The organism is Streptomyces sp. E2N166 (assembly GCF_003671715.1).
Classification (GTDB): Bacteria; Actinomycetota; Actinomycetes; order Streptomycetales; family Streptomycetaceae; genus Streptomyces; species Streptomyces thinghirensis.
The window spans coordinates 634,704-648,166 of the sequence record NZ_RAIF01000031.1; the positions used below are offsets into that span (position 1 = coordinate 634,704).

The 13,463-nt window shown below is 70.4% G+C and carries 14 protein-coding genes; 7 read left to right on the forward strand and 7 right to left on the reverse strand.

Annotated elements, in window-relative coordinates:
- Positions 1-81 precede the first annotated feature (81 nt).
- Positions 82-990, reverse strand: a complete 909-nt coding sequence (locus EBH09_RS24935) for a pyridoxal-phosphate dependent enzyme (RefSeq protein WP_121749152.1) — start codon at positions 988-990, stop codon at positions 82-84.
- A gap of 36 nt (positions 991-1,026) precedes the next feature.
- A complete protein-coding gene (locus tag EBH09_RS24940; protein ID WP_193776511.1) occupies positions 1,027-1,617 on the reverse strand; it encodes an N-acetylmuramoyl-L-alanine amidase in 591 nt (196 codons plus the stop codon).
- A 315-nt stretch (positions 1,618-1,932) separates the two neighbouring features.
- Here EBH09_RS24940 and EBH09_RS24945 point away from each other — a divergent pair, with 315 nt between their 5' ends.
- The 4 genes from EBH09_RS24945 (at position 1,933) to EBH09_RS24960 (ending at position 6,195) form a co-directional block, all read left to right on the forward strand.
- Positions 1,933-3,339 (forward strand): family 2B encapsulin nanocompartment shell protein, encoded by a 1,407-nt coding sequence (locus EBH09_RS24945; RefSeq protein WP_121749153.1) that lies wholly within the window; start codon positions 1,933-1,935, stop codon positions 3,337-3,339.
- Between the two features lie 87 nt (positions 3,340-3,426).
- Complete coding sequence (locus EBH09_RS24950; protein ID WP_121749154.1) at positions 3,427-4,587, forward strand: family 2 encapsulin nanocompartment cargo protein polyprenyl transferase; 1,161 nt, start codon at positions 3,427-3,429, stop codon at positions 4,585-4,587.
- A 297-nt stretch (positions 4,588-4,884) separates the two neighbouring features.
- Positions 4,885-5,520: a GNAT family N-acetyltransferase gene (locus tag EBH09_RS24955; RefSeq protein WP_121749155.1), complete on the forward strand. Its 636-nt coding sequence runs from the start codon at positions 4,885-4,887 to the stop codon at positions 5,518-5,520.
- 90 nt (positions 5,521-5,610) lie between these two features.
- Complete coding sequence (locus EBH09_RS24960; protein ID WP_121749156.1) at positions 5,611-6,195, forward strand: dihydrofolate reductase family protein; 585 nt, start codon at positions 5,611-5,613, stop codon at positions 6,193-6,195.
- A gap of 158 nt (positions 6,196-6,353) precedes the next feature.
- On the opposite strand, the gene sodN is transcribed toward EBH09_RS24960, so the two are convergent.
- Positions 6,354-6,749 carry a superoxide dismutase, Ni gene (sodN, locus tag EBH09_RS24965; RefSeq protein ID WP_064729779.1) on the reverse strand — a complete coding sequence of 132 codons (396 nt, stop codon included), beginning with the start codon at positions 6,747-6,749 and terminating at the stop codon, positions 6,354-6,356.
- 145 nt (positions 6,750-6,894) lie between these two features.
- Between sodN and sodX the strand changes: the two genes are divergently transcribed.
- Positions 6,895-7,332, forward strand: coding sequence for a nickel-type superoxide dismutase maturation protease (gene sodX / locus EBH09_RS24970; RefSeq protein ID WP_121749157.1), 438 nt, complete (start codon positions 6,895-6,897; stop codon positions 7,330-7,332).
- Here sodX and EBH09_RS24975 read toward each other — a convergent pair.
- On the reverse strand, positions 7,236-7,865 hold the full coding sequence (locus tag EBH09_RS24975) for a CGNR zinc finger domain-containing protein (RefSeq protein ID WP_121749158.1): 630 nt from the start codon (positions 7,863-7,865) through the stop codon (positions 7,236-7,238). The two genes, sodX and EBH09_RS24975, sit on opposite strands and share 97 nt — an antisense overlap.
- A 99-nt stretch (positions 7,866-7,964) precedes the next feature.
- Between EBH09_RS24975 and EBH09_RS24980 the strand changes: the two genes are divergently transcribed.
- Positions 7,965-8,744, forward strand: coding sequence for a class I SAM-dependent methyltransferase (locus EBH09_RS24980; RefSeq protein ID WP_193776512.1), 780 nt, complete (start codon positions 7,965-7,967; stop codon positions 8,742-8,744).
- A gap of 62 nt (positions 8,745-8,806) precedes the next feature.
- On the opposite strand, the gene EBH09_RS24985 is transcribed toward EBH09_RS24980, so the two are convergent.
- Genes EBH09_RS24985 through EBH09_RS24995 form a run of 3 tightly spaced genes read right to left on the reverse strand, consistent with a single transcriptional unit; the run spans position 8,807 to position 11,508 of the window.
- A complete protein-coding gene (locus EBH09_RS24985) occupies positions 8,807-9,568 on the reverse strand; it encodes an amino acid ABC transporter ATP-binding protein (RefSeq protein WP_121749160.1) in 762 nt (253 codons plus the stop codon).
- Positions 9,565-10,515, reverse strand: coding sequence for an amino acid ABC transporter permease (locus EBH09_RS24990; protein ID WP_121749161.1), 951 nt, complete (start codon positions 10,513-10,515; stop codon positions 9,565-9,567). Before EBH09_RS24990 ends, EBH09_RS24985 begins: the two co-directional genes overlap by 4 nt.
- A 30-nt stretch (positions 10,516-10,545) precedes the next feature.
- The gene (locus tag EBH09_RS24995; RefSeq protein WP_121749162.1) at positions 10,546-11,508 is read right to left on the reverse strand and encodes an ABC transporter substrate-binding protein; all 963 of its coding nucleotides are present in this window, start codon (positions 11,506-11,508) and stop codon (positions 10,546-10,548) included.
- A gap of 641 nt (positions 11,509-12,149) precedes the next feature.
- On the opposite strand from EBH09_RS24995, the gene EBH09_RS25005 reads away from it, so the two are divergent.
- On the forward strand, positions 12,150-13,379 hold the full coding sequence (locus EBH09_RS25005; protein WP_121749164.1) for an NADP-dependent malic enzyme: 1,230 nt from the start codon (positions 12,150-12,152) through the stop codon (positions 13,377-13,379).
- The last annotated feature ends 84 nt before the right edge of the window (positions 13,380-13,463 follow it).

A 13,463-nucleotide genomic window follows, 5' to 3' on the forward strand; every position in this document is an offset into this window, starting at 1 on the left:
CACGGGGGCCCGGGGCCGTCCGGCGTGTGCGGGTGAGGCCGTACCGGGCGTGCGGCGCCCGTGACGCCCGGCGGGGGCCGTTCAGGGGAAGGGGCGGCCGGTGATGACCGCCGTCAGGGCCGTGCCCCGCGGGAAGGCGCCCTCCTCGGTGAGGGTGAGCAGGGCGTGGAGCATCTTGGCGACGTAGACGCGTTCCACGGGGAGGCCGTGGCGGTGTTCGAAGTCCTCGGCGAAGGAGTCGAGCTCGGGAGTGGTGCGGGCGTAGCCGCCGCAGTGGAAGCGGTCGTCGAGGCTCCAGGCGCCGCGGAGCCCGCCGAAGGCCCGGGTCTGGAGCCGCCGTACGTCGTCGGCCAGGAAGCCGCCCTTGAGGACGGGTATCCCGAGCGACCGGCGGCCCGGCGGGAGGCCGGCGGCCAGCCCGGCGAGCGTGCCGCCGGTGCCGCAGGCGAGCGCGACCACGTCGGCGTGCTCGCCCAGTTCCTCGCCGAGGGCCCGGCAGCCGCGTACGGCCTCAGCGTTGCTGCCGCCCTCGGGGACGACGACCGCGTCCTCGGCGTCCACGGCGCCCAGCAGGGCGGCCAGGGTCTCCGGCTCGGTCTTGCGGCGGTACGTCGAGCGGTCGACGAAGTGCAGCCGCATGCCGTCGGCCGCGCACCGGGCCAGCGAGGCGTTGAGCGGCCGGCCCGCCAGTTCCTGACCGCGCACCACGCCCACCGTGGACAGTCCGAGCAGCCGGCCGGCGGCGGCCGTGGCGCGCAGGTGGTTGGAGTAGGCACCGCCGAACGTGACGACGGTACGACCGTCGGCCATGGCGAGATTCGGTGCGAGTTTGCGCCATTTGTTGCCGACCAGCTCCGGGTGGACGAGATCGTCCCGCTTCAGCAGCAAGCGGACACCGCGACGCTCGAACCGCTCGTCGGCGACCTCCTGCAGGGGAGAGGGCAGGCGGGGGCCCAGGGCGGCGAGGTCGCGGGTGTCGGTGCCGGTCACTCCGCCATTGTCACGCCGCCGCGCGCGGCGGACACATCACTTCAGCCGGTCCCGGATCCGCCCACGCATCGACGCCATGGTGAATCCGCGCGGGTCCACCTTCCCCGGCTGCCATTCGAGGTGGCCGATGACGGATCGTTCGTTCCACCCGTGGTGCCGGCAGACCGCGGCGGCGGCCCGTTCGATCGCCTCCAGCTGTGCCGCCGGCCAGGGATCGTCGCCGTCGCCCAGGTTCTCGCACTCGAAGCCGTAGAAGTGCCGGTTACCGTCCGTGTTCGACTCGTTGTCCCGGGGCAGCCCTTTTTCCGCGATCACCGCGCGCAGGACGTCGTCGTCGCCGAGCCCGGCGTGGTTGGCCCGGCCGTACCCGACCAGGTGGACCCTGCCGTTTTTGGTGATGACCCCGTGGCACAGCGGTCCCGGCAGGCCTTCGTAACCCTTCCGGCAGATCTCGACGGTCCGCGCGCTGCCCTTGGTGACCGTGTGGTGGATCATCACGCCGTGCACCGGCCCCCAGGGGCCCTTGTGGTTGCGGTTGTGGTCCCGCCAGTCGCCGACCTGGACGACGGTGAGGCCCTCCGCCTTCAGTGCCTTGAGAAAACTGCTCGCGGACATGGGTGAGGCCATGGCCGGCTCCTTCACGCTGCGCGACGACCGCCCGACGCGACCGCCTCTACGGTGCTTGTACCGAAACGGAGCGCTCCCTAGTACTTGTTCGGTCCGTGTGCGATCCGATCCGGACAATCTTGTCCCGGTCAACAGCGCTGAACGGGGCGGGACAAGACGCCGAGAGGCCGAAGAAGCACCCATGTGTGCCCCGGCCGGAGGTGATCCATTCCCGCTCTTTCGGGTAATAGCACCGGCACGCTCCGTGAGGAAGGCTGGGTCGCGCACATCGATGCCGGGCGTAGCCGTCCGGCATGACCTGGAGGGCAATTCCTTATGTCGGTAGGCGAAGAGGTCCGCACCGAGCAGACCAGGCCGCAGCAGAGCCTCGGCACGGCGGCCGCGCGGAACCTGGCCACCACGACCAAGTCCGTTCCTCAGATGCAGGAGATCAGCTCCCGCTGGCTGCTGCGCACGCTCCCGTGGGTGGACATCCAGGGCGGCACGTACCGGGTGAACCGGCGCATGACCTTCGCCGTCGGCGACGGCCGGGTGACGTTCGTCAAGACCGGCGACCGGGTCGAGGTCATCCCCGCCGAACTGGGCGAGCTGCCGGCCCTGCGGTCGTACGAGGACGAGGAGGTGCTCGCGGAACTCGCGCAACGCTGTGAGCAGCGCGAATTCGGCCCCGGCGAGGTGATCGCCTCGTTCGGCGGCCAGGCCGACGAGGTCTACCTGCTGGCACACGGCAAGGTGGAGAAGGTCGGCACCGGCCCCTACGGCGACGACGCGGTGCTCGGCGTCCTGGCCGACGGGTCCTACTTCGGCGACCAGGCGCTGCTCGACGGGGACGCCATCTGGGAGTACACCGCCCGCACGGTCACCGCCTGCACGGTGCTCGTGCTGCCCCGCCAGGAGGTGGAGCAGGTCGCGGAGCGCGCCGAATCCCTGCGCACGCACCTCGAGGAGCGTCGCTCGATCCCCGAGCAGCGCACCAACAAGCAGGGCGAGAAGGCCATCGACCTCTCCGCCGGCCACAGCGGCGAGCCGGACATCCCGCACACCTTCGTCGACTACGAGGCCCGGCCCCGTGAGTACGAACTGAGCGTCGCCCAGACCGTGCTGCGCATCCACTCGCGCGTGGCCGACCTCTACAACCAGCCGATGAACCAGACCGAGCAGCAGCTGCGGCTGACCGTCGAGGCACTGAAGGAGCGTCAGGAGCACGAGCTCGTCAACAACCGCGAGTTCGGCCTGCTGCACAACTGCGAGTACGACCAGCGGATCCAGCCGCACGACGGCGTGCCCGGTCCGGACGACCTGGACGAGCTGCTCAGCCGCCGACGCGGCACCAAGCTGCTCCTCGCCCACCCGCGTGCGATCGCCGCGATCGGACGCGAGCTCAACAGGCGCGGACTCGTCCCCGAGACCATCGACATCGCGGGCAACCGCATTCCGACCTGGCGCGGTGTGCCGATCTACCCGTGCAACAAGATCCCGGTCACCGAAGCCCGTACGTCCTCGATCATCGCGATGCGTACCGGCGAGCAGGACCAGGGCGTCATCGGCCTGCGCGCCACCGGCATCCCGGACGAGATCGAGCCGAGTCTGTCGGCGCGCTTCATGGGCATCAACGAGCAGGCCATCATCAAGTACCTGGTCACGGCCTACTACTCGGCCGCCGTCCTCGTACCGGACGCGCTCGGCGTACTGGAGAACGTCGAGATCGGCCGCTGGCAGTGACGCCAGTCTCCCGAACGCCGTGTTCCCGCCCTCCCGGGCGGGTACACCCCGGGGGTACGGAGGCGGGCGTATGGGGGAGGTGAGTTCATGACGGAGGCTCGGTACGGCGCCGCCGACACGCGTCGCCCCACCGGAACGCTGGAAAGGCACGGGCCCATCGGCACACAGCGGGAGAAGGAGCCGGGGACGTCGCCCGGCGGGCAGGGGCCGGCGGGGGTCGACGGACACGAGGCGGCGGTGCTCCTGCGCGAGTCCCGGGCGTCGGTCGATCCCGAACTGCGGTCCGCCATCGCGTCACTGCCCGCCTCGATGCGCCGGATCGCGCTCTACCACTTCGGCTGGCAGCACGCGGACGGCACGCCCGCGGCGGGCAGCTCGGGCAAGGCGATCCGCCCCGCGCTCGTCCTCGCCTCGGCCGCCGCGCTCGGCGGGTCCGGGGCCCGGACGGCGGCGGCGCGGGCCGCGGCGGCGGTGGAACTGATCCACAACTTCACTCTGCTGCACGACGACGTGATGGACCGTGACGCCACCCGGCGCCACCGGCCGACCGCGTGGACCGTGTTCGGCGACGCCGACGCGATCCTCGCGGGGGACGCCCTCCAGGCGCTCGCTCTGGGGCTGCTCGCCGCCGACCCGCACCCGGCGTCCGCGGCGGCGGCCGCCCGGCTCGCCGACTGCGTCGTCGAACTGTGCGAGGGGCAGCACGCGGACACGGCGATGGAGCGGCGCGCCCCGGGCGAGGTCACCCTCGACGAGACGCTCGCCATGGCCGAGGCCAAGACGGGCGCCCTGCTGGGGTGCGCCTGCGCCCTCGGCGCGCTGTACGCGGGGGCCGCCGCCGAGGACGTCGAGGCACTGGACGCCTTCGGCCGCGAGGCGGGCCTCGCCTTCCAGCTCATCGACGACGTCATCGGCATATGGGGAGACCCGAGCCGTACCGGCAAGCCGGCCGGTGCGGACCTGGCCGCCCGCAAGAAGTCGCTGCCGGTGGTCGCCGCCCTGACCTCCGGCACCCCGGCCGCCGCCGAGCTCGCCGAGTTGTACGCGGCGCCGTACGACGAGGGCAAGGAGGATCTGGAGCGCACCGCACTGGCCGTGGAGCGGGCGGGCGGCCGGGACTGGGCGCAGGCCCAGGCGGCCGACCGGATGGCGAGGGCCATGCAGGAACTGGCCCGCGCCGTGCCCGACCCGGAGGCGGCGGGCGGCCTCCTCGCGCTGGCCGAGTTCGTGACCCGGCGCAGCACCTGACGGTCACCCGGGCCGCATCGGCGGCCGCGCGGCGACCGGCGGCCACCGCTCAGTGACCGGTGGCCGCGAAGCAGGACCCCGGAGCCCGTGCCGGGCCGTACGGACCTGACCGACGTACGGCCGCACCGCCGAGGGCTCCGGTCCGGCGGGCCCCGCACTTCCCCACGGTGTGCGGGGCCCGCCCCCTTTCCTTTCCGGCACACGGCCGGGGAGCGCCGCCCATCGGTCGAGGAACCCAGCGGCTAGGCTCAACCTCCGTACGCACGGACGGTGTTGGGTCGAAAGGGCGGGCGGGACATGGGTGTGGTGATCCGGACGGCGGGGGAGGGCGACCGGGAGCTGGTCGTGCGACTGCTGGACGAGGCCTTCCAGGACGATCCGGTGAGCAGCTGGGTGTTTCCCGATGAGGAGTACCGCCGCCGGACCCACCACCGGCTCATGGCCGCCTTCACCGACGCCGTGCTCGCCGACGGGCGTATCGATCTCACCGAGGACGGCGCGGCCTGCGCACTGTGGCTTCCCGTGCCGGCGGACGGGCACACCGGCGACGAGTCCGGCGAGGACCACCGAGAAGGTGCCGACGACGGCCCCGTCCAGGTGCGGGAGGCCGTCGACCCGGAGAACGAACGCGTCGAACTGATAGCCCGGCTGACGGACGGTATCCACCCCTCCGGCCGGGCCCACGAGTATCTGTGGATGATCGGCGTCACCCCCGGACGGCAGGGCGAGGGCCTGGGCACCGCGCTCATCGCGTCGGTCCTCGACCGCTGCGACCGCGAGGGGCTGCCCGCCTACCTGGAGGCCAGCAGCGCCCGTGGCCGGGGCCTGTACGAACGCCTCGGCTTCGAGTTCACCGGCCGCGCCCTCGATCTGCCGGACGGCCCGCGGATGTGGCCGATGTGGCGCGAGCCGCGGCCGCCGGCGACCGCCTGACGGCCGCGCCGCCTCCGCGAATCGAAAACCCACTTGAACCACTACGACTGGAGTACTATAACTGGAGTGGTTGAAACGAAGGAGACCGGTTTGCGCAAGCTCACGTACTTCATCGCCTGCTCGATCGACGGCTTCATCGGCGGCCCGGACGGCGACGCGTCCTTCATGGTGCCGTTCGTCGACGAGGAGTTCTTCGAGTTCCTGAAGTCGGAGTATCCGGAGACGCTGCCGACCCCCGGTCGCCGGCACCTCGGGATCGACGACCTGCCGAACAAGCGGTTCGACACGATCGTCCAGGGCAGGAGCAGCTACGACCTGGCCCTGAAGGAGGGCATCACCAGCCCGTACGCCCATCTGCGTGAGTATGTCGCCTCGCGCACGCTCACGGAGTCGCCCGACCCGAACGTCGAGATCATTCCGGCGGACCTGGTCGGCAGGGTCCGCGAACTGAAGGCGGAGGACAGTGCCTTCGGCATCTACCTGTGCGGTGGATCGGTCGTCGCCGGCGAGCTGATCGACGAGATCGACGAGCTGGTGATCAAGACCTACCCGGTGGTGCTGGGCACGGGCATGCCGATGTTCGGCTCCGGATTCCAGGTCTCGGAGTTCGTCCAGGAGTCGGTGCGGGCCTTCGGCAACGGCGTCGTGGTCCGGACGTACAGCAGAAAGCGCTGAGCCGGCACCCGCTCCACGCTGGGAACGTGCGGTGGTCCGGCCCGCCGGCCACGGGAATGCCGAAGGGGCCCGGCCGCGATGGCGGCCGGGCCCCTCGGGGCTGTTTCTTGGGCCTGCGATGGTGCACCGATCGCCGGCTCCCGAGCGCTGACCGGGCGTCAGGCCTTCTTGGTCTCCCAGAAGATCTTGTCGATCTGGGCGATGTAGTCCAGGGCCTTCTGGCCGGTCGCCGGGTCGGTCGAGCCCTTGGCGGCCGACAGGGCCTTCAGGGTGTCGTTGACCAGCTGGTGCAGCTCCGGGTACTTCTCGAAGTGCGGGGGCTTGAAGTAGTCGCTCCACAGCACGGACACGTGGTGCTTCGCGAGCTCGGCGCGCTGCTCCTTGATGACCGTGGCGCGGGCCTGGAAGTGCGGGTCGTCGTTGCCGGCCATCTTTTCCTGGACGGCCTTCACCGACTCCGCCTCGATGCGGGCCTGGGCCGGGTCGTACACGCCGCAGGGCAGGTCGCAGTGGGCGCTGACCGTGACCTTGGGGGCAAACAGGCGGGAAAGCATGGAGCGTTCCTTCCTCGTGATCGTCTTCTCAGGGGGGACATTACTCCCTGGGAGGCCCGTTTTCGCGAGTGCCCCCGTGGGCTTAGGACAAAAGTCCGGGGTGAGACTGAGACTGGTGGAGGAAAGACCGGGGAGGTGCCGGGTCATGCCGGAGCAGCTGTCGCAGGAGACCGAACGCGCGAGAGGGGCGTTGCCCTTCGGGCCGGCCGAGGTGACCGGGCCCTCGATGGTGCCCACGCTGCACCACGGGGACGTACTCCTGGTGCACTGGGGAGCCAGGGTCAGGCCCGGTGACGTGGTCGTCCTGCGACACCCCTTCCAGCAGGACCTGCTCGTGGTCAAGCGGGCCGTCGAGCGGCGCGGGGCCGGCTGGTGGGTGCTCGGGGACAACGCGTTCGCCGGCGGGGACAGCACCGACTACGGGGCCGTCCCCCAGGAGCTCGTGCTCGGCAGGGCGCGGCTGCGGTACCGGCCGCTCCGGCCCGGTCAGCGCTCGCCCTTCGCCGTGGTCCGCTGGGCGCTGTCGGCGCTCAGGCCGGTGCTGGCCGACCGGTCCGCCTCCAGGCGCTTGCGGGCGCGGTAGGCCGCCACGTTGGCGCGGGTGGCGCAGCGGTCCGAGCAGTAGCGCCGGGAGCGGTTGGTGGAGGTGTCCAGGTAGGCGTTGCGGCAGGGGGCCGCCTCGCACAGGCCCAGACGGTCCACGCCGTACTCGGTGAGGTGGAAGGCCAGCCCCATCGCCGCGATGGCGGCGAAACCGGCGGTCGCGTTGGACGGGTGGTCCGCCAGGTGCATGTGCCACAGCGGGGTGCCGTCGTCGTCCCGGACGTCGTGGCCGGAGATCTGCGGGCTCACCGGGAACTCCAGCAGGAGCGAGTTCAGGAGGTCCACGGCGAGGGTCTCGTCGCCGCCGTCGGCCGCCTCGAAGACCGCGCGCAACCGTCCCCGGACCGAACGGAACCGGGTCACGTCGGCGTCCGTGGCGCGCCGGCCCGCCGACTGGTTGGCGCCGAAGAGCTCGCGGACGGCCTCCACCGAGGTCAGTGAGTCCTGTCCCCGGGCCGGTTCCTCGGTGTTGACGAGGCGTACGGCGTAATCCGAGTAATAGGCCAGTTCCACTTGTAGTCCTTACGAAGGGGCTCTATGGTCGTGCCTGCGATCAGGTAACAGCTGATCGTGGTTCCAGGGTATTACGTACGCATGCGATGGAGGGGCTCGATGACGGACGCGGAGACCACCACTACCACCACGCCCGCCGCCGACTGGCACGCCTGGCAGGTCAGCTGGGACCGGCAGCAGGAGTGGTACATGCCGGACCGCGAGGAACGCTTCCGGACCATGCTGGACATGGTCGAGGCCCTGGTCGGCCGCGCGCCGCGCGTGCTCGACCTCGCCTGCGGCACCGGGACCATCACGGCCCGGCTGCTCGCCCGGTTCCCGGAGGCCACCAGCACCGGCGTGGACCTCGACCCGGCGCTCCTCGCCATCGCCGAGGGCACCTTCGCGGGCGACGAACGGGTCTCCCTGGTCGCCGCCGACCTCAAGGACCCCGACTGGACGGCGCGGCTGCCGTACGACTCCTACGACGCCGTCCTGACCGCCACGGCCCTGCACTGGCTCCACGCCGAACCCCTCGCGGCCCTCTACGGCCGGGTCGCGGATCTGGTCCGCGACGGCGGTGTCTTCATGAACGCGGACCACATGATCGACGAGACGACGCCGCGGATCAACGCGGCCGAGCGCGCCCAGCGGCACGCGCAGATGGAGGCCGCCAAGCGCGACGGCGCGCTCGACTGGGCCGAATGGTGGCAGCTTGCCGCCAAGGACCCGGTCCTCGCCGGACCCACTGCCCGCCGCTTCGAGATCTACGGCGAGCACGCCGACGGCGACATGCCCTCGGCGGAGTGGCACGCGCGCGTGCTGCGCGAGAAGGGCTTCGGCGAGGTGCGGCCGGTGTGGTGCTCGCCGTCGGACACCTTGCTGCTGGCGCTGAAGTAGGGACGGACGCGGGGAGGGGCGGTGCGGGACACCCGCACCGCCCCTCCCCGCGACCACCCCTGTCAGAGGACCTTGGACAGGAACGCCTTCGTCCGCTCGTGCTGCGGGTCGGTCAGGACGTCGCGCGGGTTGCCCGACTCGACCACCACGCCGTCGTCCATGAAGACCAGGCTGTCGCCGACCTCGCGGGCGAAGCCCATCTCGTGGGTGACGACGACCATCGTCATACCGGACTCGGCGAGGTCGCGCATGACGTCGAGGACGTCGCCGACCAGCTCGGGGTCGAGAGCCGAGGTCGGCTCGTCGAACAGCATCAGCTTCGGATCCATGGCGAGGGCCCGTGCGATGGCGACCCGCTGCTGCTGGCCGCCGGAGAGCTGCGAGGGGTAGTTGCCGGCCTTGTCGCCCAGGCCCACGCGCTCCAGGAGCTGGCGCGCGCGGTCCCTGGCCTGGGCCTTGCTCACGCCCTTGACCTGGACCGGCGCCTCCATGACGTTCTCCAGCGCCGTCATGTGCGGAAACAGGTTGAAGCGCTGGAAGACCATGCCGATGTCCCGGCGCTTGACCGCGACCTCGCTGTCCTTCAGCTCGTAGAGCTTGTCGCCCTTCTGGCGGTAGCCGACCAACTGGCCGTCGACGTACAGCCGCCCGGCGTTGATCTTCTCCAGGTGGTTGATGCAGCGCAGGAAGGTCGACTTGCCCGAGCCCGAGGGGCCGATGAGGCAGAACACCTCACCCTGCTTCACCTCCAGGTCGATGCCCTTGAGGACCTCGACGGCGCCGAAGGACTTGTGGACGCCCTCGGCCTTGACCATGGCGGTCATGCCGCACCTCCCGTCGTGCTGGAGCGGTTCGACAGGGACAGCAGGTTCGCCCTGATCTTCTGCATCGGGGTGGCCGGCAGGCTGCGGCTGGAGCCGCGCGCGTAGTAGCGCTCCAGGTAGTACTGGCCGACGCTGAAGACCGAGGTCAGCAGCAGATACCAGGCCGCGGCCAGGAACAGCATCTCGGCCGGGGCGCCGGAGGTCTGGCCGATGTCCTGGGCGACCCTGAACAACTCGGCGTACTGGACGACCGACACCAGTGAGGTCGTCTTCAGCATGTTGATGACCTCGTTGCCCGTCGGCGGCACGATCACGCGCATCGCCTGCGGCACCACGATCCGGCGCAGCGTCTTGGTGTGGCTCATGCCGAGCGCGTGCGCCGCCTCGGTCTGGCCCTCGTCGACCGCGAGCAGACCGGCGCGGCAGATCTCCGCCATGTACGCGGCCTCGTTCAGACCGAGGCCGAGCAGCGCCGTCAGGAACGGCGTCATGAAGTCCGACCACTCGTCGCGGTAGAACGGGCCGAGGTTGATGTACTCGAAGACCAGGCCGAGGTTGAACCAGACGACCAGCTGCACCAGGACGGGCGTGCCGCGGAAGAACCAGATGTAGAACCACGCGATGGACGAGGTCACCGGGTTCTTCGACAGCCGCATCACGGCGAGCAGGATGCCGCCGACGACGCCGATCAGCATCGCCAGGACGGTGATCAGGAGCGTCTTGCCCATGCCGGTCAGGACACGGTCGTCGAAGAAGTAGTCCGGGATCGCACCCCAGTTGATCTTGCCCTGGGAGAACGCGTAGACGACGGCGGCCAGCAGCGCGATCGCGACGACCGCGGATACGTACCGCCCGTAGTGCCGGACCGGGATGGCCTTGATGGCCTCCGGTCCGGCCGGCGGGGTGTCGGCCGGGCCGCCCGCCGTCTTGTCGATGTCAACAGTCACGGATGTTGCCTTTCAGTGCCCGCCGCGCGGTCACTTGCCGCCGTTGATGGTGGCCTCCGTGACGGCGCCTTCCGCCACGCCCCACTTGTCCATGATCTTCTTGTACTCGCCGTTGGCGATGACCGCGTCCAGCGCCGCCTTCAGGGCGTCCCGCAGCTGCTCGTTGTCCTTGGCGACCGCGATGCCGTACGGCGCGGCCTCGACCTGCTCGCCGACGATCTGGAAGTCCTTGCCGCCGCCCGAGGTCTTCACCGCGTACGCGGCGACCGGGAAGTCGGAGGAACCGGCGTCGGCGCCGCCCGCGCGCAGGCGGGTCTGGGCCTGCTGGTCGTTGTCGAAGGCCTCCATGGAGATCTTCTTGCCGGCCGGGCACTTCTCGTTCTCGGCCTTGGCGAGGTCCTCCGAGACCGTGCCGCGCTGCAGCACGAGCTTCTTGCCGCACAGGTCGGACCAGGCCTTGATGCCCTGGTCGTCACCCTTCTTGGTGTAGATCGAGACACCGGCGGTGAAGTAGTCCACGAAGTCGACGCCCTGGCCGACCTTCTTGCCGGTGTCGGAGTCGATGCCCTCCTGGCGGTCCTTCGTGTCGGTCATCGCGGACATGGCGATGTCGTACCGCTTGGAGCGCAGACCGGTGATCAGCGTGTCGAAGGTGCCGTTCTCGAACTCGAACTTCACCCCGAGCTGCTTGCCCATGGCGTCCGCGAGGTCGGGGTCGATGCCGACCGTCTCGCCGGACTTGTCCTTGAACTCGACGGGGGCGTAGGCGATGTCGGAGCCGACCTTGATGACGCCCTTGTCGCGGACGGACTGGGGCAGCTTGTCGGCCAGCGGGGCGCCCGCCGCGGACTGGTTGTCGCTGCCGCCGGAGTCGCTGTTCTCGGTCTGGTCGCCGCATCCGGTGAGCAGCAGGGCGCCTGCGACCGCGATCGCACCGACCGCTGCTAGCCGGGAGTGCGCGGCGGTCGTACGACGGGTGGAGCTTGCGGTCATGGTGGTTCCTCCGGCGGATGAAAGGAGATGCCGATGGGGACGGTGGAGTTCCGGTGAGACGGGACGCCGGCCGGGGGACCGGCAGGCGCGGTGGGTCGACGAGAGCACACGCCTTCGAGTGTCGCGACCTCGTGTGATTACGGCATCTTGCCATTCGGACTCGGCCATTCAGGGGGGACGTCATGTCAAAATCGGATAACGGGTGACCCCCCGAACCGCACCAGGTCGGTACATCACGACCGAACCTTTACGGGAATCTGCCCTTCCGGCCGAAGGATCTTCGGCATTCCTCGAGATACGGGCACGGTTCGGCGGCGTGCGCAGCCGCTGAAGGCTCGTTCTCCGGGGCTGTCAAGGGCTGAGGGGAAGTTGTCCGGATCCCTGGGTATGAGCCATGTCACCGGCATGCGGCGTCCGAGGTCCGACATGTGAGCTTGCCCTTATCGGACTCGTCGCGGTGGGTGTCCGTCGGGTAAGAAGGTTCTTTACACCCCTCATCAGGGGCTCAGGGCGCGTGTGCGGCGCGCCCGTCGCGCAGGGCCCACATGGTCCCAACGGTCATCTTCCTGCGCGGTGCCCGCCCATTCCTCACCAGGAGTGGACAAACCCTCAAACCATGAACTCTTAAGGGGTAAGACAAAGTGGCAGCGGAGATCGTCAATCCTCGCAGCGACAGCGACGCCAGTACGGAGCAGGAGGCGGGCGCCGAGCCCCTCGACTCCTTCGACCCCGCGTTCGCGCTGCACCGCGGCGGCAAGATGGCCGTGCAGGCCACCGTGCCGGTCCGCGACAAGGACGACCTGTCCCTGGCGTACACGCCCGGCGTCGCGAAAGTGTGCAGCGCGATCGCCGAGCAGCCCGACCTCGTCCACGACTACACCTGGAAGTCGTCGGTCGTGGCGGTCGTGACGGACGGTACGGCCGTTCTGGGCCTCGGGGACATCGGGCCCGAAGCCTCCCTTCCGGTGATGGAGGGGAAGGCGATCCTGTTCAAGCAGTTCGGCGGTGTGGACGCGGTCCCGATCGCGCTCGACTGCACGGACGCCGACGAGATCGTCGAGACGGTGGTGCGGCTCGCGCCCTCCTTCGGCGGCGTGAACCTGGAGGACATCTCGGCGCCGCGGTGCTTCGAGATCGAGCGCAAGCTCCAGGAGCGGCTCGACATCCCGGTCTTCCACGACGACCAGCACGGCACGGCGGTCGTGACGCTGGCGGCGCTGCGGAACGCGGCGCGGCTGAGCGGGCGGACGCTGGGTGAGCTGCGGGCGGTGATCTCGGGCGCGGGCGCGGCCGGTGTCGCCATCGCCAAGATGCTGGTCGAGGCCGGTATCGGGGACGTCGCGGTCGCCGACCGCAAGGGCGTCGTCTCCGCCGACCGGGACGACCTGACCCCGGTCAAGCGGGAAGTGGCCTCCTTCACCAACAAGGCGGGGCTGTCCGGCTCCCTGGAGGCCGCCCTGTCCGGCGCCGACGTCTTCATCGGCGTCTCCGGAGGTACGGTGCCGGAGCCGGCGGTCGCCTCGATGGCGAAGGGTGCCTTCGTCTTCGCGATGGCCAACCCGAATCCAGAGGTGCACCCGGAGGTCGCCCACAAGTACGCGGCGGTCGTCGCGACGGGGCGCTCGGACTTCCCGAACCAGATCAACAACGTGCTGGCGTTCCCGGGCATCTTCGCGGGCGCGCTGCAGGTGCGGGCGTCCCGGATCACCGAGGGCATGAAGCTCGCGGCGGCGGAGGCGCTGGCCTCCGTGGTGGGGGACGACCTCGCCGCGGACTACGTCATCCCGTCGCCCTTCGACGAGCGCGTCGCGCCGGCCGTTACGGCCGCGGTGGCGGCGGCGGCTCGGGCGGAAGGGGTCGCGCGCCGGTGACGGTGTGATCACCGCGCCGGTGACGGTGTGCTGCGGTGTGTGGTGTACGGCCTCGTCCTCGGTGGACGGGGCCGTTCGCTTTTC

Coding starts and splice junctions, on each gene's coding strand:
- EBH09_RS24950 (WP_121749154.1), top strand. CDS start 3,427: ATGACGGAGGCTCGGTACGGCGCCGCCGACACGCGTCGCCCCACCGGA.
- sodX (WP_121749157.1), top strand. CDS start 6,895: ATGCCGGAGCAGCTGTCGCAGGAGACCGAACGCGCGAGAGGGGCGTTG.
- EBH09_RS24940 (WP_193776511.1), bottom strand. CDS start 1,617: ATGGCCTCACCCATGTCCGCGAGCAGTTTTCTCAAGGCACTGAAGGCG.
- sodN (WP_064729779.1), bottom strand. CDS start 6,749: ATGCTTTCCCGCCTGTTTGCCCCCAAGGTCACGGTCAGCGCCCACTGC.
- EBH09_RS24955 (WP_121749155.1), top strand. CDS start 4,885: ATGGGTGTGGTGATCCGGACGGCGGGGGAGGGCGACCGGGAGCTGGTC.
- EBH09_RS24995 (WP_121749162.1), bottom strand. CDS start 11,508: ATGACCGCAAGCTCCACCCGTCGTACGACCGCCGCGCACTCCCGGCTA.
- EBH09_RS24945 (WP_121749153.1), top strand. CDS start 1,933: ATGTCGGTAGGCGAAGAGGTCCGCACCGAGCAGACCAGGCCGCAGCAG.
- EBH09_RS24980 (WP_193776512.1), top strand. CDS start 7,965: ATGACGGACGCGGAGACCACCACTACCACCACGCCCGCCGCCGACTGG.
- EBH09_RS24985 (WP_121749160.1), bottom strand. CDS start 9,568: ATGACCGCCATGGTCAAGGCCGAGGGCGTCCACAAGTCCTTCGGCGCC.